Source organism: Bacillus sp. BB51/4 (assembly GCF_008368845.1).
Classification (GTDB): Bacteria; Bacillota; Bacilli; order Bacillales; family Bacillaceae_G; genus Bacillus_A; species Bacillus_A wiedmannii.
Window position 1 is genome coordinate 18,338 of sequence record NZ_QOSC01000036.1, and the last position, 23,504, is coordinate 41,841.

Below are 23,504 nucleotides of genomic sequence, written 5' to 3' on the forward strand. Positions count from 1 at the left end.
TACATTCTCGTTGTTAATTATCTATTCAAAAACATATCTAATTCTTTCGCTAAAGACTGTACTGCTTTCTTTCTCAATACATATTTCCCCTCATGTATATCAACTAACTTCGCCGCACGTAACAATTTCAAATGGTGATGTACTGTCGATTTACCGAGTTGCAGTCTTTCTGTAATTTCCTGCAAAGTCCGTTCTTGTTCGAACAACATTTTTACAATGCGTAGCCTCGCTTCATCCCCAAGTGCCTTATGTTTTTGAACTAAAAAATAATTCGGTTCATATAGATCTTCAGGATGGATGCTTTCGTTTGCAACTGGGTAATGAAATACTTTCGTATCTTCAATATCCGCCTCAATATTCCACGGTCTGTACGTCATTTGCGGAATAAGAAGTACGTGATGAACACTTGGCTCTGGCATATAGTTCACGCCACCAGTGGCCCACTCGACAAACTCTTCTGGTTTCATTTTTTTATTCATTTCATTCTTTGCTTCATAATCTCGTTTTAATATAGAAAGTATTTGTTCTTCCTCTCTTTTAATAACACTGTCGTACCATCCTGTCATAACAGCAATTAAATGGGATTTCAGCACTTGTACATCAACATCACATATAAAACGAATATACGTAGAGAAAAACTGATGATCATGTGTTAATTCCTTTAGTTCATGTATTGCAGTTACATCTCTACTTGCGGCTAAACGTCTTTTTTTCTCATATTTCTCCCCTAAAAACGGTAAACATATATACTTCAAATCTTCTTCTGAAAGTGAATCGATTTTAGCATGAAACTGCGATACATCCTGCATGTCTTCTTCATACAACAACTGAAGTAACGCTTTCCACGTATTATGTTCTTCTACAAACTGTAAGTGCTCTCTCATTTCTTCTGTTAATGATTCCTTAATTTCTTCCCATTCATTTTGACTCTTTTCAAGGGTATCGATTAACCTTTTATGAGTAATTGCCGCAATGCCAAGTGCACATTCGAAAAGTATTGAATACTTGACTTGAACATGGTAAGTTTCCCTCTTTCTACTCGTTATGTGATAGACCTCCATTTTATCCCCTCCTTGTTTACTATATATCAAATTCTATTTTTATCGAATTTTATCTTCTATGTTTTTAGAATTAATAAAATTTTAGTTGAAACACATTCATTCTAAATTAAGAAGAATAGGAGCTTTTTTATATACAAATAATAAGCCTCAAGGAGTTGTTGATATGCATTTTATATTAAATATGTTAGGAATTTTCGTTGTAATATTAATCGTTTTCCTATGTTCGCCTAATAAAAAACAAATAAAATGGAGACCAATCGTTATTCTAATCATATTGGAGCTCTTTATTACATGGTTTATGTTAGGCACGAAGCTCGGCAGTATTATCATTAATAAAATCGCGTCATTTTTCAGTTGGCTACTATCGTGTGCGAATGAAGGTATTCGGTTTGCCTTTCCTTCCGCTATGGACAGTCCACACATTGATTTCTTCTTTAGTGCATTACTTCCTATCATTTTCGTTATCACTTTTTTCGATATTCTTTCGTACTTTGGGATCTTAACTTGGATTATTGATAAAGTAGGTGCAGTTATTTCAAAGATTTCTCGTTTACCAAAGTTAGAAAGTTTCTTTTCGATTCAAATGATGTTTTTAGGAAACACCGAAGCACTTGCGGTTGTTCGTGATCAGTTATCCGTTTTAAAAGAAAATCGTTTGCTGACTTTTGGAATTATGAGTATGAGTAGCGTTAGCGGATCCATTCTTGGCGCCTATTTATCAATGGTTCCAGCAACATATATTTTCAGCGCTATCCCTTTAAACTGTATTAACGCATTAATTTTAGCCAATGTATTAAATCCTGTAGAAGTTACGAAAGAAGAAGATGTCGTATATACACCTTCAAAAGATGAAAAAAAGGATTTCTTTTCTACTATTTCAAACAGTATGTTAGTCGGGATGAATATGGTTATCGTTATTTTAGCTATGGTAATTGGTTATGTGGCATTAACTGCATGTTTAAATGGAATTTTAGGCTTTTTCGTCACAGGTTTAACAATTCAAAAAATCTTCTCCATTATCTTTAGCCCCTTTGCTTTTTTACTCGGTTTATCGGGCAGTGATGCGATGTATGTAGCTGAATTAATGGGGATTAAAATAACAACGAATGAATTTGTTGCCATGATGGATTTAAAATCGAACCTAAAGTCTTTACAACCACATACGATTGCGGTTGCAACAACATTTCTAGCTTCTTTTGCTAACTTTAGTACAGTAGGTATGATTTACGGAACTTACAATTCATTATTTGGCGGAGAAAAATCAGCCATAATCGGTAAAAATGTGTGGAAGCTTCTCGTTAGCGGAATGGCAGTTTCCTTATTAAGCGCTATGCTTGTTGGGCTATTTGTATGGTAAATAAATAAAAAGACACCCAAGCAAATTGAGTGTCTTTTATTATTATTTTCGAATTTGTCCATTTCCACGAATCACGTATTTAGTAGAAGTTAATGCAGGTAGTCCCATTGGTCCCCTTACGTGTAACTTTTGTGTACTGATGCCAATTTCAGCGCCGAATCCGAATTCAGATCCATCAGTAAAACGAGTGGATGCATTATGATACAGTGCAGCCGCATCTACAGCTGTGAAGAATTTGCTGACGTTTTCCTCGTTTTCTGAAATAATCGCTTCGGAATGCATAGAACCATACGTATTTATGTGATGAATCGCTTCTTCTATAGAAGAAACTACTTTCACTGCCAACGTGAGTGATAAAAATTCTGTTTCCCAATCTTCTTCTGAAGCAAGTACAATTGACGAATCGATTGCCAATGCTTTCTGATCACCACGTAGCTCCACGCCTTTTTCCTTCAAAGTTGAAAACAGCTCGCTACCAAATTGCTGCGCCCACTTCTCATGAAGTACAATCGTTTCAATTGCATTACATACAGATGGACGCTGCGTTTTTGCATTTATAATAATATCAATTGTCATTCGCTTATCCGCTGTTTCATCAATGAAAATATGACAATTTCCCGCACCTGTTTCAAGTACTGGAACAGACGCTTCTCTCACTACCGTATCAATTAATTGTTTGCCACCTCTTGGAATAAGAACGTCTAAGTAATCATTCATTGTAAACAACTGCTTTGCGCTATCCCGTGTTGTATCTTGTATAAGCTGTACACTTTCTTCTGGCAAGCTTGTTTGTTTAAGCGCTCGGTGAATAACGGAAACGATGGCTTTGTTAGAATTGATAGCAGAAGAACTACCACGTAATATAACTGCGTTTCCTGTTTTCAAGCAAATTGTAGCAGCATCTACTGTTACATTTGGCCTTGCCTCATAAATCATCCCAACAACACCAAGTGGTACACGCATCTCCTGAATAGATAGTCCATTTGGTCGCTCCCATTCGCTTACACGTTCTCCAACTGGATCACGTAATTCGATTAACTGCTTAATTCCCTCTGCCATATCAACAATTCGTTGTTCAGTTAGCATAAGTCGATCAAGGAGTGAATCAGAAAATCCTTTTGCCTTACCTTCTTCGATATCACGTTTGTTTTCCTCTACAATATAAGCTGTTTCTACTATTAGCCTTTCAGCAATAGCAGCAAGTGCTTCGTTTTTTTGACTTGTAGATTTTAGTACAAGTTCTCTAGCAATTTCTTTCGCCTTTTTTCCCTTTGCCAACACTTCATTCATCTTCATTTCCTCCTTTTTAACATCACTATTCTTAAAGTGACACCCAATAATCTCTATGAATGACTTCATAATTATGCCTTTCGCCTCTTGCTTGAATATGTTGACTTTGCATACCTTTTATCTCTCTTAATTCCTCTGCGCTATATGTGCATTGTCCTTTTCCAATTACGCGCCCTTGTTGCGTCATTACTTCTACGACATCGCCAACTTGGAAAAATCCTGAAACATTTGTAACGCCAGCAGGAAGAAGACTCTTACCATGCTGAATGATAGCAGTAGCTGCTCCAGCGTCTACTTCAATTTGTCCGCTAACAAGCGAATGCAACGCGATCCATTGCTTGTTCATCTTCATCTCTTTTTGAGGGGCATTTCCGACATACGTACCATCACCTTTGCCCTTCAAAACATCTACAAATTTCTCTTGTCCACGTCCTGTTCCGATAAATACACTCACGCCAAGAGAAAGTGCTGTCTTCGCAGCATCAATTTTTGATTTCATACCGCCAGTCCCAAGTTTGGACCCAGCATCTCCTGCAAGAGAAGCAATCTCTTCCGTAACTTCAGGAAGGAAATAATATTTTTTCGCATCCGCATTTTTCTGTGGATTTTTGTCATATAAACCGTTCACATCCGTAAAAATCATAAGCATATCTGCCGAAACAAGTCCGCTTACTAAAGCTGACAGCATATCGTTATCACCGAACGTTAGCTCCTCTAAAGAGATGGAATCATTTTCATTAATGATTGGAAGAGCAGAACGGTTTAGTAACTCTCCTAAAGTAGCGTAAGCGTTACTATATTGTTCTTTTCTAGAAAAATCACTTCTCGTCAGTAATAGTTGCGCAGTAACGATGCCATATTTACGAAATTCCTCCGTATACGCCTGCATTAACAAACTTTGTCCGACAGCCGCAGCAGCCTGTTTTCCTTTAATTGTCACAGGTCTGCTAGGATATCCTAGAGCAGAAAAACCTGCAGCGACAGCCCCAGATGTAATTAACAAAACTTCATGCCCTTCCTCTTTCAATCGAGCCAATGCGGCAACATGATCTGAAAGTTGTTCTTTAGAAATGCCTCCGTGACTATCTGCTAGAGAACTGCTCCCAATCTTTACAACAATTCGTTGTTTTTTCACTTTTGTATCCCCCAAGTCTAAAATCAAAGTTTTTTATACATTACACTTTTATTCATTCGGCTTGCAGCGACTTCTATTCTCACCAATGCTGCATCTAGCCTATTAAAGAGCAAAATAAAAATGACCGCTTCGCCCTTAATAAAATAAAAAGGACGAAACGGTCATTGTTCCGCGGTACCACCTTAATTGATATACATAGATATCCACTTGGCGCCTATAACGCAGGCGAACGCCTAAACTTTCATTTAAGACTCAGGGATAGGTTCGATATATTCTATACGAGGAATCTTTCAGCCGGTGAATTCCACTCTCTTTCGCAAGAAGACATATGTACTATTTCCCTTCAACGATTTTCGGTTTAATTTTTTATATTATGCGATATAATTTGATTTGGTGTCAAGAAGTATTTTTAAAAATAAATAGAGCGGTAAGTTACTTGTATGAAATTATTACCGTACTGAATGAAAATACAAATCGATATAAGTTTAACTCATATTCATCAACATAAAACCTAAAATTAAAGTGTATATATTTACATAATGTCGAATATAATTGATTTTTATCTTTTGGTGTTGCAAAAAGGAATATATTCTCTTAGAATGTTTCTTTATATTACTTAAAGATGTCATTGTTATTTTAAGATAGCAATTTCAAAATGATATAATTTATTATAAAAGGAGCAAGATTGAGTTATTATGGATAAACAAATTGGATTTATCGGTTGCGGAAATATGGGAATGGCTATGATTGGTGGGATGCTACACAAAAAGATAGTGTCTGCAAATAATATTATTTGTTCGGATTTAAACACTACGAATTTAAAAAATGCTAGTGAAAAATATGGGCTAACTACAACTACTGACAACAATGAAGTAGCTAAAAATGCTGATATTTTAATTTTATCAATTAAACCAGACCTATACACATCAATCATTAACGAAATAAAAGAAGTAATCAAAAACGATGTTATCATCGTAACGATTGCTGCCGGGAAAAGCATTAAAAGTACTGAAGAAGCTTTTGCTAAAAAATTAAAGGTTATAAGAGTAATGCCTAACACCCCTGCTCTTGTTGGAGAAGGAATGTCTGCATTATGCCCTAATGAAATGGTGACAGAAAAAGATTTAGAAGATGTGCTAAACATTTTCAATAGCTTTGGTCAAACAGAGATCGTAAGCGAAAAATTAATGAACGTTGTAACATCTGTAAGCGGTTCTTCACCAGCATACGTATATATGATTATAGAAGCGATGGCAGACGCCGCTGTACTTGATGGTATGCCACGCAATCAAGCATATAAATTCGCTGCTCAAGCTGTGTTAGGCTCTGCAAAAATGGTACTAGAAACAGGCATACATCCAGGTGAATTGAAAGATATGGTTTGTTCTCCTGGCGGAACAACGATAGAAGCTGTAGCAACATTAGAGGAAAAAGGATTACGAACTGCAATTATTTCAGCAATGCAGCGCTGTACACAAAAGTCTGTTGAACTATCTGGGCAAACGAAAAAGTAAAACTATAAAAGAGATCACGTTAGCTTTGAATTTAGTTAGAAAACGGTGGATTACATACTCTCTCGCTTGCACTAAATGATAAACGGACAAACTCATAGATACTTGAGTTTGTCCGTTCTTTTGATTATACTACAATAATTTTATTTGTATCTTCTTTTGAAATTTTAGTTTTATCCCTTCCTTATTCCCTACTATGATTGTGTAATTTTATTAGAAACTAATAATTTTTCAATGCATTTCGGTAACATATCTAATAGCGTTTCAAATGCGTAATTTACATCTAAACGTTCTGTCCATTGATGTGCATCTTTTCCTACCGGCCCCATATTTAATACCGGAACGTCAAACTCTTCTAGATCCTGAAGTGGAATCGAATAACCTTTATCCCATAATGGCATATTGTCTACAAGTGAACTCATTGAATCTAGTGGATTCTGTAAGCCCACATAGCTCAAATCTGAAATTCCCCCAAAATAGTTTTGTTTTTCAAATGTAATGTTATGATTGTAGTGAGCATACTTTTCCATTTCTGCAACTACATCTTTAATTAACGGATTGTTGCGTGAACTTACAGCTGGATAATATGGTGGAGCAAAGAAAAGTACAATCATCGGCGCCTTTTCTTTACATAAAATAGATAGTTTATCTACTAAATCAATTGTTACCGCACGATCATCTTTATCTTCTCTATTTTTTATTATACTAGATTGAATATCATCTATTTTCTCTTGCCCATGTTGTTCAATTGCATAAGCGATAAGCTCTTCATACGTTAATACATTTACTTTCATATTAGGCGGTATAAACGGATTATATTTAGAAAAACGATATGCTTGCTTCTCGTATGATTCTTCTATTTTCTCTGCTACTTTCGTTACTTTTTGACGTAACATTGAAACGACATCTGTCATCGTTTTTTCCAGTAAAAACAAATTGAATAATGTGACTGCACGATGCGGAATTTGTACAGAATAATCCTCCTTTAAATCACGTTGAAGTAAGTTAGTTGGGGGAGGACTCGCTTCTCCTTCTACAACATCACAAAGGTCCGTATTCAATTCTAATTCAGCCGTTAATAAAGCAGCCATATAACTCCCATTTAAACCTGCAAATGGCTCACCTACATGTGTCTCTTTTCCGTAGCAAAGGAATCCAGGTAACACTTTACCAATAGAACCAGTGTAAATATACTTATTTTGGTCACCAGGATGTCGTGAAAACATAGGCTCTGAATTTAATACCGTTTTATAATCCAAGTTATGTTCTCTTGCTAACTCTAGTAGTCTTGGAACAGCAGCTCTCATTCCCACAGAGTTTACTTCTTCATCTGGTACAGCCAATAAAAGAACATTTCCATCAAATCTTCCTTCACAAGCTTGCTCAATCATTGCCATTTGTAACGTGAGGCCGCATTTCATATCCATTGTTCCTCTACCAAACAGCCAATCTCCATGTTCTATATCTTCACGTACATGGTCTGGTAATTCATCTTTATGAGAATAAAACATAGATGTTAACTTTTTAGGACTAAATGCATCTTCTTTCCAAACTCCGTAATCTTGCACATCTACAACATCAAAGTGACTAACTAGAATTACGGTATTTTTTGTACTATCGCTTTTCTTCACTAGGGCTGTAACAAAATATCGTCCGTCCCCCGTCGGATTTTTTTGCAAATGATGCGGGTTTTCTTTGAAGTACTGTAAATCAGATAATTGTTCCACAACAAAGTCTGGCAATATCACTTCAGCTTCTGTACCTGTAATACTAGGAATTTCAACAAGACTGCTTAATAATTGAATCAATTGTTCTTTTGATTGCCACTTTGACATATAAATCCCCCTATTTTTCCGCATTATGAAAATGAATTCCATTATATGAATAAAAAATGACGACAGTTATCAAAATTATAGTTCTGATGTACTGCCGATTTTTATTGATATTTCATGAGCTGCTTGTTTTACCTTACTAATAAGAAAAGATAGTCGATCATCATTTATGCGATGACTAATTAGCCCAACACTTAATGCTCCTACTACTTTATGATTAAATCCGATAATAGGTGCAGCTACTGAAGCTGTCCCTTCTGTTTTTTCACCATAACTTACCGCATATCCTTCAGTTTTTATTTGCTTTATTTGATCTAAAAGAATGTGCTTTTGTTCTGGTAATGAAGAAAGTAAATGTTCTACAATATGTTCCATTTCATTCGTTTTCATATTGGCAAGCATCGTTTTATTTGCGGCACCAATTGAAAGTGGAATTTGTTCCCCTAAGTTATCAATAACTCGAATTTTTAAAGGGCTATCCATTCTTTCAATGATAATAGAATGTGTTCCATTTGGAATGTTCAAATAAACACTTTCTTCCACTTCAGAGGCTAACCGCTTCATCACTTCTCTTGCAACTGATCTGTAGTCTACTTTCTCCAATTGACGTAATCCTATTTCCATCCACATTGGCCCAATTTTGTACTGTTTCGTTTCTGAAATTTGCGTAACTAACCCATGCTCGATTAAAGAGTTAAGTAATCTATGTACTGTACTAACTGGGAGATGTGTTCTGTCCGCTATATCAGAAATAGCCCAATACTCTTTTTCATTAGTAGAATTTAACAACTTTATAATACTTATCGCTCTATCAATGGACTGCACCATAATAACTCACCTCAGCTTGACTTGTAATATGCTAGTTCGCTCAATTACCTATCAATTTAACAAAAATTTAAAATGAAATCAATCTATTTATTCAATTTTCTAAAAATAAAAATATGCCACTGATAACAATTTGTAAGCGCGAACAAAAAAATATTGACTTTTCTTTTTAATTATCTGAAAATTATAACAAGATTTCACATCACGGAATACATTCCACAATACGGAAAAACATCAAACTTCATTCTATCAACTATGAAAGTGAGGAAAACAATGACGCAAGTAAGTAATACAAACAATGAATTAAAACGTACGATGAAAAGTAGACACTTATTCATGATTGCACTCGGTGGTGTGATTGGAACGGGGTTATTTAACGGATCTGGTTTTATTATAAGTCAAGCTGGACCTGGTGGATCCGTACTTGCCTTTATGGCCGGTGGATTATTAATGTATTTCGTTATGCTTTGTCTTGGTGAACTTGCTGTAGCCATGCCTGTTTCAGGTTCTTTTCAGGAATATGCAACTAAGTTCATCAATCCTGCAACTGGATTTACAATCGGATGGTTGTATTGGCTAAGCTGGGCGAATACAACCGGCCTTGAATTTACAACTGCCGGCATTACAATGCAGCGCTGGTTTCCTGATATTCCTGTTTGGGTTTGGTGTTTAATATTTGGCGTTACAATCTTCACGATTAACGCATTATCTGCTCGTAGTTATGCAGAAACAGAATTTTGGTTTTCAAGTATAAAAGTATCTGCCATTATAGCTTTTATTATCCTTGGCGGTGCCGCTATGTTCGGTTTTATTGACTTAAAAGGCGACGAACCAGCCCCGTTATTATCAAATTTCGTAAATCATGGCGGTTTATTCCCAAATGGACTTGCAGCTATTCTATTAACAATGGTTACAGTCAATTATTCCTTCCAAGGTACAGAACTTGTCGGAATCGCAGCAGGTGAAAGTGAAGATCCAGCAAAAACTTTACCTCGTTCTATTAGAAATATTATATGGCGCACGATGTTTTTCTTCGTCTTAGCAATCTTTGTTCTTGTTGCTTTAATTCCTTGGAAAGAAGCAGGATTAACAAAGAGCCCATTCGTTGCTGTATTTGATAATATTGGTATTCCATATGCAGCTGATATTATGAATTTTGTTATTCTTACTGCTGTTCTTTCTGTCGCAAACTCTGGACTGTACGCTGCAACTCGCATGCTTTGGTCATTATCAAAAAATGAAATGGCTCCGGCTTTTTTAAAAAAATTATCTTCACGAGGAATACCTTTAAACGCTTTAATTTTGACAATTTCTATTTCTGCTTTTTCTCTGTTAACAAGCGTCGTAGCTGCTGAAACAGTTTACTTATGGTTAATTTCCATTTCTGGCGTCATTACAATCATTGTTTGGATGTCAATTTGTGTCTCTCAATTCTTTTTCCGTAAACATTATTTAGCAGAAGGTGGAAAATTAGAAGACTTAAAATTTAAAACTCCACTTTATCCACTTGTACCAATTCTTGGTTTTGGATTGTATGGCATTATATTAATCAGTCTTATTTTTATCCCAGAACAACGACTTGGAATCTATTGCACTGTACCGTTTATCATTTTTTGTTATACTTACTATCACTTTAAAGTTAAGAAAAGAATTTCTACTAACACTCATAGTGAAAGTGAAATTAGCGAGACTATGTAATACTATACTTATATATAAAAGACCGCACATGGCTTTCATTTCATATGCGGTCTTTTATCATTGGCATTTGTTCTATTCCCTTTTCATTCATTACCTCATACGAGTCAGTATTACTATATACCTTTACTTGGGTTGTAAGTTCTTTGAAAAGTGATACCGATTTCCATAATGCGGTAAATACTACAATACTAGTAATTGGATTTTTTCACTTTTAATACGTTATTGATTTTCCTTACTGTTACTGTTTTGATATATTGAATATATATTGCTTAAAAATTTAAAAAAAGACAGGAGTTATCTACAATGATAAAAGGGTTCGGGGGAATATTTTGGAGAACTAACAATCTTGATGTTATAAAAAAATGGTACAGTGAAGTGTTGAAAATTGAAATCGAAGATTGGAATGGGACTGTGATTAAACCCCAATTAGGAAATGAGACTATTTTTTCTTTCTTTACCGAAAATGATAATTATTTTCCAATAGAACAGCAAGTGATGTTAAATTTTGAAGTACATAATTTAAATGAGACTATTCAGCATCTTGAACATATTGGTGTACCTCTTGAAAAGAAAGAAGAAATTAGTGAGTTCGGAAAGTTTATTTGGATTAAAGATCCTGAAGGTCGTCTAATTGAGCTTTGGGAGAAATAGACGGTTATAATCCGTTGCTATTAAGCTAACGGTTGCTTTCATCCAACAAAATAAATAAAAAAGTCGATTTCTTAACTCCACAGGAAATCGACTTTTTCTATCCCATCGCAATAAAATGAAACTACTTCCCTTGATTAGATTGTTTCCAAACAAAAAATACGAAAAATAGTTTTTTCTGGCTGCTTATTTATCCCTTCTAATTCGCTTTAAAATTATATAATGGCTTAATATTGTGCTTTATATCTATCGTTTCTTTTGTATTTGTTATAATTTCATCCATTGGCTTGTATACCATTGGTGCCTCATCAATTGTGCTCTCTACTACCGATGTAGTCCAAACCTCTTTCATCGTATTTTGGAAGTCCTCTAGACTCAATAATTCTTTAGCCTTCTTACGACTCATGATACGTCCTGCCCCGTGCGGACCAGAAAAGTTCCAGTCTGGATTACCTTTACCAAATATTTTATCTTGTATTGTCATCGTTGTCCCAATCGTGCAACCTGCTCCTGCATGTGTATCTGGCATAATACGAATTTGACTATCCTTTACGAATTCTTGGTTACAAAGATCAATAATCTGCCCAGTTGCAGTCTCATCAATGTTATTCGTAAATACTTTTGCTTCATTGTATTTCCCTTGTAATTTCAACATCTTTCATGTCCCCTTCCTTTTGAAAGAATTATTTTATTACGTTGTATGTGTTCTTATAATTACTATCATCCACCTTCTGCTTTCCATTATATATGTACTATATCCTTCACTATAATAAAAAATTATAATGAAGGATTTTGTTTACATAACATAATTACTGTCTCTTTATATTTATACCTACACATAAGCATTCCCCCCTCCTCAATATCGGTCATATAATAATTAAACAAAAACTCCCCTTAAATCGAAAATGATTAAGGAGAGTTTTTTATATACGATGAAATTATAGTTCAGATTTCACTCGAACAGAGACATTGTTTTTAATTATTTTTTTGAATTCTTTAAAGGTAACAAAATTGTTACTTTTCTCATCCCAAAGACGAAAACGGAGTGATCGTAAGCTTGTAGCAAGTGTAATCGTTGGTACATTTTTTAACGGAAGCGTATTATTGTGTGCCTCTTCTAGTTTATAGTTAGGTACTCTTGGACTTAAATGGTGAACATGATGGAATCCAATATTACCAGTTAGAAATTGCAAGATTTTTGGAAGTTTATAAAATGAACTTCCTTCCACTGCCGCTTTCACATATTCCCAATCTTTATCCTCTTCAAAATAAGAATCTTCGAATGTGTGCTGTACGTAAAACAGCCAAATTCCTACTGAACCTGCTATTAAGAATATAGTGCCATGCACTAACAGAAACGATTGCCACCCAATTGCCCAGCAAAGTATAGCTATTAAAGCAACGATTATAATATTCGTCAAATACGTATTCATACGTTCTTTCTGTCTAGCACCTTTTCGGTTAAATCTATTTTTAAGTAAGAAAACATAAATCGGACCTAATCCAAACATAACGAATGGATTGCGATATAAGCGATATGCTAAACGCAGTCTAAATGGAGCAGCTACATATTCATCCACTGTAAGCGTCCAAATATCTCCTGTACCTCTCTTATCCAAATTACCACTTGTAGCGTGATGAATAGAATGCTCATGTCCCCATTGATCAAACGGGAATAAAGTTAACACACCCATACATGTCCCTACGATTCTATTTGCAGGTCGACTTTTAAAGAATGAATAATGGGTACAATCATGAAAAATAATGAAAATCCGTGTCATAAAACCAGCGGCTAACAGAGATGGAACTAACGATAACCAATAAGAAACGGACAAACTTTTATAAGCAAGGTACCATAAAATAATGAACGGCACAATTGTGTTAATAAGTTGCCACACACTTTTTTTAATCGTTGATTTTTCATACGGAGCAACTTGTTTTTTTAAATTTTTAGTATTTTCTAATGTCATTGGTCTAATTCCTTTCCTTTATGTTGCTAATTCACATTATAGCATACTATTAGTATCAGGTGTTAAAAGTAGCTGTAATAAATATTATATAATATAAAAATCTCTTTTTTCTTACTCATTACTTACAAATTACTTACGGTCAAAAAACCTTATATAATCGGACTGATGGAGCATTTCAATTATAAAAGAAACATCTATTTTTTCCAATAAATATATATAAAAGCAGAGGACTTTTTCACTTCTGTACATCTTTTCATTTTTTAAAATGGTAATTTTTTTCGATTTGTATTTATGTAACAGTTTTTTCTCACAAGAAGAAAAGAGCTGCCATAAGTCAGGTTTCACCGACTTATGGCAGCTCCTTTTCATTTTATTTTAGCGATGGATCCAAACTGCACCTGCAGACTTGTCTTCAGCTTGACCTACTACTTCAAACTTCAATCCAAGTTTCGGCAACTTACGTCCGGCATCTGGAATAACACTGTTGATGTACTGCTTAGAATCATCAAATTTCGCAACGCCTGGCAATCCTTTATAATCAAAGATACCGCGGGTTGGCGAATTTACTTTCCATGCTGGCGTTTGATCAAATGAGAATGCCGCATCGGCAATTTGATAACGCGTACTGCTCTTCACAGTTGGTTGTCCATTTAATGTTCCTACGATTGCCTCTGGATGAGAATCTACTACCCCAAGGAATCCTTCGCCTGGATGAACGCCTACCCAGTTATCTGTAAAGCTTTGATCCGCATACCATACAATCATTCCTGTATTAAATACTGGACCACGTGCATGTTGTAGCGCCGTGTCAGACCCAGCGTAATTTCGCCACTCGATATAGTAGTTATGTTTTTTCTGTTCAAATCCGTTAGACACAGTAAATCCTTTTAGCGTCATTGCTGGCTGTCCTTCTGCATCATCAGAGAAAACAACTTTTCCATCTACAGTTAATGCTGCATTGTCTAACGCAAATCCTTTATAAGCTACTGCAATATCTGTTACATACTCAAATTGCAGTTTTACTTTCTTTCCTTTAAATTGGCTTAAATCGTATGATTTATCAACCCACTTACCATCTGTTGTATCTACGCCGCCTTTTACATCTTTTTCGCCCATTCTATCAATACGTGTCTTCGTTCCATCTTCTGCAATCGCATTTACGTCAAGGAAATCATACTTCGCTTCCAATTCATAAAATGCCTTATAATCAAACTTAGCATCCGTTGCAGTCGTTAAGTCAAATACTGGTGTCTCAAGTGTTGTATGAATGTCATTTCCTTTTGTGCTGTAATAAAACTTCTTACCAAATGCTGATTCGATATTTTTTATATCTTTGTCTGGCAAGTTAACACGAACGATTCCTGGTCGTTTTGATTTTGTAACACTTTGATCTAAAAATGTTGCAGTACCGATTCCTGTGCGCAGTTTATCATAATCTACCTCAACGATATTCGCCCAGTTACCCTTCATATTCTTTTGGAAAAACTCTTTATTTTGTGGCGAGAAACTTGTTGGCTCTGTTCCCGCAATTTTTCCAGCCCAGCTACCGCCGCTCATAAGGGACCATGATTCAACAGGTTCACCTTGCCCTGAATACTTTGTATCATATTCATCTGGTAAGCCTAAATCATGACCGTACTCATGTGCAAACACACCAACTGCTCCGTCTTCAGGCTCAATTGTATAATCATATGCAGCCATCTTTCCGCCCCAATTTGAAACTGAAGATTTTGTACCATCAATTGCATATGGCTTTGAGCCTAGTTTTGAACGATGAGACCAAATCGCATCATCTTTCAATTTACCGCCGCCAGCTTCTTGACCTACGCCCGCATGTACAACCATTAAATGATCAATAATTCCATCTGGCTCGTTTTTATTTCCATCACCATCTTGATCGTATTGATCAAATTGATCATAATCAGCTAAATTAATGCCTTTTGCTACCGCTGCTTTTAATGCTTCTTTCACAAAATCTTTTGGTCCTAAAGGCCCCTTGTTATCATGACCAGTACCCGCATCCGCACCATAATCTGACGCTTTTCCTGGAACAGTAAGCCATTCTGTTACAGTTCCATCAACTGTGTAGCTTCCGCCAGATTGTTCTTCATAATATTGTTTAAATGTATTAATCTTCGATCCATCAAATAACGTAAATGGCTCATCACCAAATAACATTTTTTGATAATGTTCACGATTAAAGTCCTTAGAATACATATAACCCGGTTCTTGATCAATATTATTATGCTTAAAATCGCTAAATTCTACGAGTAAAACAAGCACTTTATCTTTTCGAACAGCTCCATTGTACTCAGCTTGCTTCGCTGGTGTAGTAGGTACTTTTCCATTTAATTTTCTAGAATTCAATCCTGCATCTTGTCCAGCAACTGGTCCTACTTCTGGTTGCTGCGCCTGTTCATTCTCCTTCATTTTTGCATCTTTTACTTTTTTCATAAAATCTGTAGCTTCTTGCGTAAGGTTATCTCCTGTCAAGATTTCTTTTCCAGGGTTTTCCCCTTTCTTTTTCTCAACATATTTTTCGACAGCCTTTGATGTCTCGGCTTGTGATGCAGATTGATCAATTACTCCCCGTTGTTTCAGCGCTTCTGCCAAACGTTCCTCTGGTATTAAGTGCTCATCTATTGGTAGAGATGATGTTGGTGTCTCAGCATACGCTGCATGACCTCCAAAAGCAAACGTACCACTTAGTACTGCTGCTGTTGTTAATACCGCTAATGGTTTTAATTTCTTTTTCAATGTATTTCCTCCCCAGTGTCTGCAAATTATCGTTTTTTGCCGATAACAACATAATATTCTTTATAATACGAATATTCAATCTTTTTTCAACAAAGAGAATGTTGAGAAATATTTTTTTAGGCAGGGCGAAAAATATATGATAGCAATAGGTCTAATATTGCAAAATCCTCATTCACAATAACTTATAAACGTAGAGAATATTTTTGTAGAAACAGCGATTCTCTTTACTCTTGTTTTCGAATGAAATTTCATCTACACAAAAAATGCCAATTCCTAAGTACTTGCTAAGGAATTGGCATTTTTTAACGAGAATGCTTTATGAATAAGCGGATTGCTTCTTCTGGTATATAGAACTTGCCATTGCTTTCTACAACGACACTACCTAATTCATATTCTTTATTCTTAATACGAATTATATTTTTATTTACAAACAATTGAGCTTTTACATTATTACGTTTTACTATGAGCACCGGATTTTCTGCATCAGTATTATCTATTGTTACTGTTGCACCTTTTCGTTTAAAGGCTAATTCACTCTCTACAAATAATTTGTTTGTTACTTCTTCTAAGTTAAAGCCCATTGCTTTCGCCATCGTCTTCGCAATGTCTATGTTTTGGATCAAACCGTTTGGCTTTTGAGGACCGTAAGAATATAAAAACACATCCTCACCTGTATGGCCTCCTGTTGTGAAGCCTATGTTCGCATGATTGGCCAATAATGTAGTAAGTATTGGACCTACATCCGATTTCTTTTTTGCTGCTTTTACTCTTTCTTTTTCCTCATAAGTTAAATTGTCCAAACCGTATAATTTAGCTACATCTTCTACATTTGATAAATCAGATTTCAGTTTATTTGTAGCACCTTCAAGTGTCATTTTCGATTTTTTTAATGGATTAATGTATGCAGAGACCGGCGTAATATTATAGCCTTTTGTCGTATTCGTATTCCCAATAGAAATACCGCTGTTACCATGATCAGTTACAGCTATTAACATCGTATTACTATCTTTTTTTGCAAATTCCAATGCTTCTGCAACTGCGTTATCAAATGCTAATACATCACTAATTATCCCTATTGGGTCGTTCACATGAGCTGCCCAGTCTGGCTTACTTCCCTCTACAAATAAAAAGAAACCATCTTTATCTTTTGATAGTGTTTGAATTGCTTTTTCCGTCATTTGAGAAAGTGTTGGTTGCTCCGGATTTGTTGCTTCACGATCCATATCAAACGCAAGAGCATTATGTGAGAAAGAGCCCCAAATTTTCTTAGATTTAGAGTTCAATAATGCATCTTTCGTTTCAACAAAGTCGTATCCTTTGTCTTGAATCACCTTTACTAAATCTTCACCATCTTTTCTTTTTATAGGTAGCAGTGCCTCTTTTCCCCCACCTAATACGACATCTATATTTTGATACACTTGCTGCTCCGCAATTACGTCAAAACGCTTACGGTTAATATGGTGAGCAGAAAATCCAGCGGGAGTAGCATGCTGAATTTCAGCTGTAGCAACTATTCCAGTTGCGCGACCAGTGCGTTTGGCACCTTCTAAAACATTGGCAACTGGACGTAACTTGTCCTCTTCTTTTATTGATTTTAATCCAGGTGAACTTACAATAGAAGGTAATATACCTACATATCCTGAATTCGATTTATTCCCCGTCGCTAAAGCTGTAGCTGCTGGAGCTGAGTCTGTTATAGCTGATTCCGCCGAATAGGTACGAACTCCTCCTGTTACAATTTCATCTAGTGCAAGTGGTTTCCCTTTATACAAGCGAGCTAATGTCGTTGCTGAAGAACTCGTTCCGTCCATAACCATTATGATTACATTTTTCGGTTGCCGTTCTACTTGTTTCACCTTAGCTTCCACCGTATGATAATTCATCATGCTTTCCGTACATAACATACTTAGTGTGATTGTTCCTACTAACAGTAACTTCTTCATCAATAAACCCAAATTCGACATTGTTGTTCCTCCGTATGTTTCACATTCATTTATATACAAAAAGATTTCCACAACCTATATATGTTTTATTAGTCCCCAATTTTCATGAAGCTAACAATCATTACCTTTACTTTCTTTTATTAGTAAAGCAACGAACGGTACATATCATAGCTTTTTATGTTCAAATAACTAGAGACCACACCTTTTTTATAAAAACGTCTTATCATTCTCTTCACTAAAATTTGTTTCTCAATAAAAATCCGATTGAAATAAATAAGAATTTATTGTTAAACGATAAAATTTATGTTAAATTAATATGATAATTTAAAAATGAGGTGCTTTATATGAAACAAGGATCAACACTCTTTTTAAAGACAGCAATTATCCTTATCGGTATTCCTGTTTTTGCTTTGTGTATATTTTTAATTCCTAATATCGGGAATTACGCAGCGGACTTATACCCGGATATTGCATATATAAAATATCTTGTTTTAATCAATCTATATGCAACGGTGATACCTTTTTATTTTGCTCTATATCAATCCTTTAAACTTGTAAGCTACATTGATAAGGGGAACGCCTTCTCGAAATTATCTGTTAGAGCTTTAAAAAAGATAAAACAATGTGCTATTACAATTAGTGTATTATATGTAGTAGGTATGCCGCTTTTCTATCTTGTAGCAGAGAGAGATGATGCACCAGGTATTATAATAATTGGCATGATCCTTATCTTTGCTTCAATAGTTATCGCAGTCTTTGCTGCCGTTCTCCAAAGACTTTTAAAAGATGCGATAGATATAAAATCAGAAAATGATTTAACGGTCTGAGGTGAATAACATGGCAATAATAATTAATATTGATGTAATGTTAGCGAAAAGAAAAATGAGTGTAACTGAACTTTCAGAGAAGGTTGGAATTACAATGGCTAACCTTTCTATATTAAAAAATGGAAAAGCAAAAGCAATTAGAATTACAACTTTAGATGCTATTTGTAAAGCGTTAGAATGCCAACCAGGGGATATTTTAGAATATCAACCGGAAGATACCGAATAAAAAGAGTCCTTCATACGAGAAGGACTCTTTTTATTACATATTACGGCGCAAAACTAATTTGACCAGTAAACAATAAAATAATTGCGATGATCCAAAATATAAAAAATGATGAGGACAGTATTAATGAAAGAATAGCAATCCCCTTCTTCTCTGCTTTTTTCGCCATCGTAATGATAGAAAGTATAATTCCTGCAACTGTGAGGGCAACTGTAATATAATCTCCCACTATATTACCTGCATTCGCTATCCTTGTTGGCGTTATAAAAACGAATAGAAAACATAAAATGCCGATGAGTAAAGATATGTAGCTTATTATGCTGTACTTCTTTTTAGGAACTATTTCAGTTTTCATACTCACACCCCTTCTCTATAGCTATGAGTTCATATTAGCACAAATATCCATAATTTAGTTAACACAAAAAAAACAGATACAGCGAGAACTTCCACTGTATCTGTTTTTAGTTAATATATAAACCTGCTATTTCTTCTTTATTATTATAAGTTATAATGAATGTCCGTTGTTCTTTACTATATTTCGCTACAAGAATAACAGTATATGAACCATCTTTTTCTTCAATCGATTTTTTCTCAATTTTTTCGAACGTACCGGCTTTCTCAATTACAGGTGTAAGATCTTTCATTTTTTCTTCTGGCAATCCAACTTTCATTTTACTATCAAATTTTTCGTGTACGTCTTTATACTTCGCCTCATTTAGTAATGATACAATTTCTTCCGCCTTTGGAATAAACTTTTTTGACGTACTTTCATCTACTTTATTACCGGTACATGCTGCAAGCGCGAACGCCGCGATAGCACTTATAATAATAAGTAACATTCTTCTCATTTTCATACACCCTTTCTTTTTAAAGTGAAACTATAACTAAAAACGAGTAAAGCACAAATTGCTATTGAAACTTCTGACATTATGATCCCGCTTTTCCCTGGTACATATAGCGATATAATGCCAGCTAATGCATTTGCAGTTCCATGGATGAGAATTGCATAGACAACATAACGAAATTTCTTTTGGACGACAGCTTGTAATATAATGAAGGACAGTCCAATATGCAATACCATCGCGAAGATGCGCTCAATACCGCCGAAATAATAACTGTCACCATTTTGAATGACTGTTTGTGACAATAATAGGGATATTACCGGGATACCAACTATCAACACCGCTTCAATACCACCATGCCCTGCTCCAAATAAAAAACCAGACTGCCAATCTCGTTGCTTCATAAAATAACGCATTGCGATAAAACGAGCTATCTCTTCAAAAATTCCAGCTGATAAACTAAGCAAAAGTACAAATAATACAGGCTGCATTATTGAAAACATTTGAAAATCTGTGCTAGTTCCATTTACATAATTCAGTATTGGTATGCGGATCAATATTTGCGATACAACAAAAGCCAATACACCTAACATATATGGAATATAGCGTTTCTTCCAAACAGCATATAAAAGTGCTACAAGCGGTAAACCAAAGCAAATCATTGTTGTAAAAATAAGTCCATTCATCTCGCTTCACCTCTTACTTGAAGTATATAAAAACGAGTGAAGAAAGTATGTAGTTCTTTCCTATTCGGTTTCATTTTCATCATAGATGGTCATTTTATCTCTTTTAATATGAATGTTTGCGTGAAATAAGGACGTACATAAGTTGTTTCTAACGTCGCATTATTTGTTTTATTCATAATACGTTTTAATGAGAATAACCCGTATCCTCTAGCCCCCTCTTTACTTGAATTGTTTTTCTCATAAATTTTTCGCAGATCAAGCTCTTCACTCTTTGAACTATTACGCACGATAAAATATTGTCGTGAATCCATTTCAAAGAAGGCGATTTGCAATATCTTTTCCTCACTATGTACTGCTTCTTCAATTGCATTGTCTACTAAAACTGAAATGATACGAATAAATGAAATAATCGTCATCGAAACACTTTCGATGTTTTCCGGTATATCAAGCATTACTTTTATTTGTTGGTGCTGAGCAGTGCTAACTTTCGCCCTTAATACACTTCTTACTTCAGGAATATATATGCGAGATAATTTCGCAATATCAAGTTCATGATCATTTATTGTTTTTAACGTAGGAGCTATAACCTCATAATACACTTGCTCAATTTCTTTCACATTTTTCGTACGTATTCCCTCTTCTAACGATAATAATACATTCATATAATCATGACGGAAACTAGCAAGCTCGTCATGCATATCCTCTAATTTCTCCACATAATCTAATAACTCTTTATCTAAGCGTTTTTCATGCTCTTCTCGTAACTTTGCTTTCGATAAATGTGAACTTATAAGTACTATAATGACTAATAATAAAAATACAATAATCGCTGAAATATAACTTAATTCACTGTATTGTCGATTTAATTGTGCTAAAAACGCAGTAGATGGCTGAGTTAAGATTAATTCAATAATAAATCCGGCAATTAATAATATATAAGTTACATAGTATAGCCGACTACCTACTATATATTGAGCAATTTTTCGGATTCTTTTCCGAGCTACAAAAATACCGATAAAAGTAAGGGTTGATACGATAAGATGAATCATGCTACCCGTCCATAAATATAAATTGAATGGCGTTAACATAAAGGTTTTCATTCCTAAATCGAAAAGCAACATTTTCACTAACGTTATAATTACCATACTCACTAGTGCAAAATATACATTATGCTTAAATTTCAATTCATTATGCATTAATCCTAAACTTATTAAAAATAACACAATAGTACTATTCAACTCTGGGTATCTCGTTACTGTTACGACAATAGCAAGTAAAATAATGAATACTGCACTTAAAGCTATTAACATTCTAACTGACAATCTGTTGTACCGGATTAATTGAATGTATAAAAACGTATGGCTTATACTAGTAAGCAGTATTGCAAATAAATCATAAATATACATTACATCTCACCCTTTAATATGTTACGTACTTTACTCACTAAGCGCCGTGATACTGGAATACGTTTCCCGCTTTTTAAAACTATCATTTTTTGCTTCGCATCGTAAGAAGACAGTTGCTTCGTATTCACGATATATGATTGATGACAACGAAATAAACGTTCATCTACTAATTCAATTTCTTTTAAAGTCCCATAAAAATAAACAATTCGATCTAACGTCACTAATGCTAAACGGTGCGGTTCATCGGTCATAACATATTCAACTTCATGAAACGGAACCCGCACAGTTGCATTACTATTTTCAACGATAAAGTCATCGGACGGAATAATATGCTTATTACGCGCTTCATATTGGAGTAAACATTGTTCAAAAACGTTACGCCTCTCCTCGTATGGCAACCCTTTATCAATAAAAGTTAAAGCTGATACCATGTATTGATACGAAATAGGTGCATATTCAGAATGCGTCGTTACAAACACAATAATTCCTTGCGTGTCATACTTCCGTATCTCTTGTGCCACTTGTAACCCTTTACGTTCTTCTCTTTTTATCTCTATATCTAAAAAATAGATTGGGACATACCTCGCCTTAGGAATGTTCGTAATAATGTTCTCACTTTTACTAGTTACCTCTATAAAATCAAAAGGCAACATATACTCCTCACAAACCTCTTCAACTAACCGCTTCATTTGCCGTGCTTGTATGACATCATCTTCTAAAATAAAAATACTCATGGGATCACTCGCTTTATTGAAATCTTTTTATCTATAGATTTATCTATAACTATATAATTCAAATTGTTATACTAATCTCCTTCTATGTACTAGATAGTATTAATTTTTATAAAGCATAGAAAATAACCTCTACTTTCAAAAAAAAAGTAAAGGTTTTATTTGAATTATTTATAAAATAACCTCTCTATCAATCACTACCTTAAAAAATTCCGAGTAATGCGATAAAGAATAATTCGCTACATCACAATTCCCTTGAAACATACATGTTGAAATACCTAATTCTTTTGCAGGTAATAAATCTAATTCTCTATCACCAATAGCTAAATCAATACTGTGCTTTTTATGCAAATAATCATAAGATAAAGCGTTCGGTTTTCGGGGGAAACCATCGTCAATTGTAACCATGTCTACGAAGTATTTGTTCCAGCCGTAATGATTTAATATTGATAATACTCCTGCTCTATCTTTGTGAGTCATAATTACATTTTTATCAGCAAACTTTAAAACCTCTTCCACTTTTTCAAATGGCTTAATATCTTCTATCATAATGCGACTTTCTAATACATCAATTTCACTTAATTGTTTTGTTGATATTTCATAATAATCAATTGCGTGTGAAAATGAAACCTTTAACTTTGTATAGATCTCTTCTTCGCTTATTTCCTTCCCTAAAACTTGAGAAAGAATTTTTGTATAAACTGGATACGTATCAAATAACGTCCCATCAAAATCCCATAAAATATTCATTATATTCACCTT

21 protein-coding genes and 1 other annotated feature are annotated in these 23,504 nt (G+C 34.8%); of the genes, 6 read left to right on the forward strand and 15 right to left on the reverse strand.

The features are described 5' to 3' along the window. Positions 1 to 17: 17 nt before the first annotated feature. Entirely contained in the window at positions 18 to 1,061 is a 1,044-nt protein-coding gene (locus DN392_RS29650; protein ID WP_000454539.1) for an ArsR/SmtB family transcription factor, read from the reverse strand. A gap of 163 nt (positions 1,062 to 1,224) precedes the next feature. Between DN392_RS29650 and DN392_RS29655 the strand changes: the two genes are divergently transcribed. After that, on the forward strand, positions 1,225 to 2,418 hold the full coding sequence (locus tag DN392_RS29655) for a NupC/NupG family nucleoside CNT transporter (RefSeq protein ID WP_000545486.1): 1,194 nt from the start codon (positions 1,225 to 1,227) through the stop codon (positions 2,416 to 2,418). Positions 2,419 to 2,460: 42 nt separating this feature from the next. On the opposite strand, the gene DN392_RS29660 is transcribed toward DN392_RS29655, so the two are convergent. Then, positions 2,461 to 3,708, reverse strand: coding sequence for a glutamate-5-semialdehyde dehydrogenase (locus DN392_RS29660; protein ID WP_088321622.1), 1,248 nt, complete (start codon positions 3,706 to 3,708; stop codon positions 2,461 to 2,463). A gap of 31 nt (positions 3,709 to 3,739) precedes the next feature. After that, a complete protein-coding gene (gene proB, locus DN392_RS29665; protein ID WP_061673314.1) occupies positions 3,740 to 4,843 on the reverse strand; it encodes a glutamate 5-kinase in 1,104 nt (367 codons plus the stop codon). A gap of 145 nt (positions 4,844 to 4,988) precedes the next feature. Next, positions 4,989 to 5,199, reverse strand: a binding site (T-box leader). Positions 5,200 to 5,538: 339 nt separating this feature from the next. On the opposite strand from proB, the gene proC reads away from it, so the two are divergent. Next, on the forward strand, positions 5,539 to 6,357 hold the full coding sequence (gene proC, locus DN392_RS29670; RefSeq protein WP_061673313.1) for a pyrroline-5-carboxylate reductase: 819 nt from the start codon (positions 5,539 to 5,541) through the stop codon (positions 6,355 to 6,357). A 191-nt stretch (positions 6,358 to 6,548) separates the two neighbouring features. On the opposite strand, the gene DN392_RS29675 is transcribed toward proC, so the two are convergent. Together DN392_RS29675 and DN392_RS29680 are read right to left on the reverse strand one after the other, a co-directional pair. Further along, the gene (locus DN392_RS29675; protein ID WP_074650708.1) at positions 6,549 to 8,213 is read right to left on the reverse strand and encodes a M20/M25/M40 family metallo-hydrolase; all 1,665 of its coding nucleotides are present in this window, start codon (positions 8,211 to 8,213) and stop codon (positions 6,549 to 6,551) included. Between the two features lie 51 nt (positions 8,214 to 8,264). After that, the gene (locus DN392_RS29680) at positions 8,265 to 9,014 is read right to left on the reverse strand and encodes an IclR family transcriptional regulator (protein ID WP_000250770.1); all 750 of its coding nucleotides are present in this window, start codon (positions 9,012 to 9,014) and stop codon (positions 8,265 to 8,267) included. Positions 9,015 to 9,284: 270 nt separating this feature from the next. Between DN392_RS29680 and DN392_RS29690 the strand changes: the two genes are divergently transcribed. Further along, positions 9,285 to 10,709, forward strand: a complete 1,425-nt coding sequence (locus tag DN392_RS29690) for an amino acid permease (protein WP_000195554.1) — start codon at positions 9,285 to 9,287, stop codon at positions 10,707 to 10,709. 303 nt (positions 10,710 to 11,012) lie between these two features. Next, a complete protein-coding gene (locus DN392_RS29695; RefSeq protein ID WP_000589594.1) occupies positions 11,013 to 11,360 on the forward strand; it encodes a VOC family protein in 348 nt (115 codons plus the stop codon). A gap of 196 nt (positions 11,361 to 11,556) precedes the next feature. Here DN392_RS29695 and DN392_RS29700 read toward each other — a convergent pair whose 3' ends face one another. The 4 genes from DN392_RS29700 to DN392_RS29715 form a co-directional block, all read right to left on the reverse strand. After that, the gene (locus DN392_RS29700; protein WP_000916215.1) at positions 11,557 to 12,012 is read right to left on the reverse strand and encodes an RtcB family protein; all 456 of its coding nucleotides are present in this window, start codon (positions 12,010 to 12,012) and stop codon (positions 11,557 to 11,559) included. A 283-nt stretch (positions 12,013 to 12,295) separates the two neighbouring features. Next, a complete protein-coding gene (desA, locus tag DN392_RS29705) occupies positions 12,296 to 13,327 on the reverse strand; it encodes a Delta(5) desaturase DesA (RefSeq protein ID WP_000171508.1) in 1,032 nt (343 codons plus the stop codon). Between the two features lie 375 nt (positions 13,328 to 13,702). After that, a complete protein-coding gene (locus tag DN392_RS29710; RefSeq protein WP_000727913.1) occupies positions 13,703 to 16,084 on the reverse strand; it encodes an immune inhibitor A domain-containing protein in 2,382 nt (793 codons plus the stop codon). A gap of 302 nt (positions 16,085 to 16,386) precedes the next feature. After that, on the reverse strand, positions 16,387 to 18,048 hold the full coding sequence (locus tag DN392_RS29715; protein ID WP_000067229.1) for an alkaline phosphatase: 1,662 nt from the start codon (positions 18,046 to 18,048) through the stop codon (positions 16,387 to 16,389). Between the two features lie 323 nt (positions 18,049 to 18,371). On the opposite strand from DN392_RS29715, the gene DN392_RS29720 reads away from it, so the two are divergent. Both DN392_RS29720 and DN392_RS29725 read left to right on the forward strand, forming a co-directional pair. Further along, complete coding sequence (locus DN392_RS29720; RefSeq protein WP_000809087.1) at positions 18,372 to 18,854, forward strand: DUF2975 domain-containing protein; 483 nt, start codon at positions 18,372 to 18,374, stop codon at positions 18,852 to 18,854. 10 nt (positions 18,855 to 18,864) lie between these two features. Continuing rightward, complete coding sequence (locus DN392_RS29725; protein ID WP_000974615.1) at positions 18,865 to 19,080, forward strand: helix-turn-helix domain-containing protein; 216 nt, start codon at positions 18,865 to 18,867, stop codon at positions 19,078 to 19,080. A gap of 40 nt (positions 19,081 to 19,120) precedes the next feature. Here the strand turns inward: DN392_RS29725 and DN392_RS29730 are convergent, their stop codons facing one another. The 6 genes from DN392_RS29730 to DN392_RS29755 all read right to left on the reverse strand — a co-directional run bounded on the left by DN392_RS29730 (position 19,121) and on the right by DN392_RS29755 (position 23,492). Then, the gene (locus DN392_RS29730) at positions 19,121 to 19,432 is read right to left on the reverse strand and encodes a hypothetical protein (RefSeq protein ID WP_088321621.1); all 312 of its coding nucleotides are present in this window, start codon (positions 19,430 to 19,432) and stop codon (positions 19,121 to 19,123) included. Positions 19,433 to 19,538: 106 nt separating this feature from the next. Continuing rightward, positions 19,539 to 19,925 carry a DUF3887 domain-containing protein gene (locus DN392_RS29735; protein WP_088321620.1) on the reverse strand — a complete coding sequence of 129 codons (387 nt, stop codon included), beginning with the start codon at positions 19,923 to 19,925 and terminating at the stop codon, positions 19,539 to 19,541. Positions 19,926 to 19,927: 2 nt separating this feature from the next. Then, a complete protein-coding gene (locus DN392_RS29740; protein WP_064469839.1) occupies positions 19,928 to 20,605 on the reverse strand; it encodes a YhfC family glutamic-type intramembrane protease in 678 nt (225 codons plus the stop codon). Positions 20,606 to 20,694: 89 nt separating this feature from the next. Then, positions 20,695 to 22,011 carry a GHKL domain-containing protein gene (locus DN392_RS29745; RefSeq protein ID WP_088321619.1) on the reverse strand — a complete coding sequence of 439 codons (1,317 nt, stop codon included), beginning with the start codon at positions 22,009 to 22,011 and terminating at the stop codon, positions 20,695 to 20,697. Continuing rightward, positions 22,011 to 22,745, reverse strand: a complete 735-nt coding sequence (locus DN392_RS29750) for a LytR/AlgR family response regulator transcription factor (RefSeq protein ID WP_064057070.1) — start codon at positions 22,743 to 22,745, stop codon at positions 22,011 to 22,013. Before DN392_RS29750 ends, DN392_RS29745 begins: the two co-directional genes overlap by 1 nt. A 168-nt stretch (positions 22,746 to 22,913) precedes the next feature. Further along, positions 22,914 to 23,492, reverse strand: a complete 579-nt coding sequence (locus DN392_RS29755; RefSeq protein WP_064449480.1) for an HAD-IA family hydrolase — start codon at positions 23,490 to 23,492, stop codon at positions 22,914 to 22,916. Positions 23,493 to 23,504: the final 12 nt, after the last annotated feature.

Coding starts and splice junctions, on each gene's coding strand:
- DN392_RS29650 (WP_000454539.1), bottom strand. CDS start 1,061: ATGGAGGTCTATCACATAACGAGTAGAAAGAGGGAAACTTACCATGTT.
- DN392_RS29655 (WP_000545486.1), top strand. CDS start 1,225: ATGCATTTTATATTAAATATGTTAGGAATTTTCGTTGTAATATTAATC.
- DN392_RS29660 (WP_088321622.1), bottom strand. CDS start 3,708: ATGAATGAAGTGTTGGCAAAGGGAAAAAAGGCGAAAGAAATTGCTAGA.
- proC (WP_061673313.1), top strand. CDS start 5,539: ATGGATAAACAAATTGGATTTATCGGTTGCGGAAATATGGGAATGGCT.
- DN392_RS29675 (WP_074650708.1), bottom strand. CDS start 8,213: ATGCGGAAAAATAGGGGGATTTATATGTCAAAGTGGCAATCAAAAGAA.
- DN392_RS29680 (WP_000250770.1), bottom strand. CDS start 9,014: ATGGTGCAGTCCATTGATAGAGCGATAAGTATTATAAAGTTGTTAAAT.
- DN392_RS29690 (WP_000195554.1), top strand. CDS start 9,285: ATGACGCAAGTAAGTAATACAAACAATGAATTAAAACGTACGATGAAA.
- DN392_RS29695 (WP_000589594.1), top strand. CDS start 11,013: ATGATAAAAGGGTTCGGGGGAATATTTTGGAGAACTAACAATCTTGAT.
- DN392_RS29700 (WP_000916215.1), bottom strand. CDS start 12,012: ATGTTGAAATTACAAGGGAAATACAATGAAGCAAAAGTATTTACGAAT.
- desA (WP_000171508.1), bottom strand. CDS start 13,327: ATGACATTAGAAAATACTAAAAATTTAAAAAAACAAGTTGCTCCGTAT.
- DN392_RS29715 (WP_000067229.1), bottom strand. CDS start 18,048: ATGTCGAATTTGGGTTTATTGATGAAGAAGTTACTGTTAGTAGGAACA.
- DN392_RS29720 (WP_000809087.1), top strand. CDS start 18,372: ATGAAACAAGGATCAACACTCTTTTTAAAGACAGCAATTATCCTTATC.
- DN392_RS29725 (WP_000974615.1), top strand. CDS start 18,865: ATGGCAATAATAATTAATATTGATGTAATGTTAGCGAAAAGAAAAATG.
- DN392_RS29730 (WP_088321621.1), bottom strand. CDS start 19,432: ATGAAAACTGAAATAGTTCCTAAAAAGAAGTACAGCATAATAAGCTAC.
- DN392_RS29735 (WP_088321620.1), bottom strand. CDS start 19,925: ATGAGAAGAATGTTACTTATTATTATAAGTGCTATCGCGGCGTTCGCG.
- DN392_RS29740 (WP_064469839.1), bottom strand. CDS start 20,605: ATGAATGGACTTATTTTTACAACAATGATTTGCTTTGGTTTACCGCTT.
- DN392_RS29745 (WP_088321619.1), bottom strand. CDS start 22,011: ATGTATATTTATGATTTATTTGCAATACTGCTTACTAGTATAAGCCAT.
- DN392_RS29750 (WP_064057070.1), bottom strand. CDS start 22,745: ATGAGTATTTTTATTTTAGAAGATGATGTCATACAAGCACGGCAAATG.
- DN392_RS29755 (WP_064449480.1), bottom strand. CDS start 23,492: ATGAATATTTTATGGGATTTTGATGGGACGTTATTTGATACGTATCCA.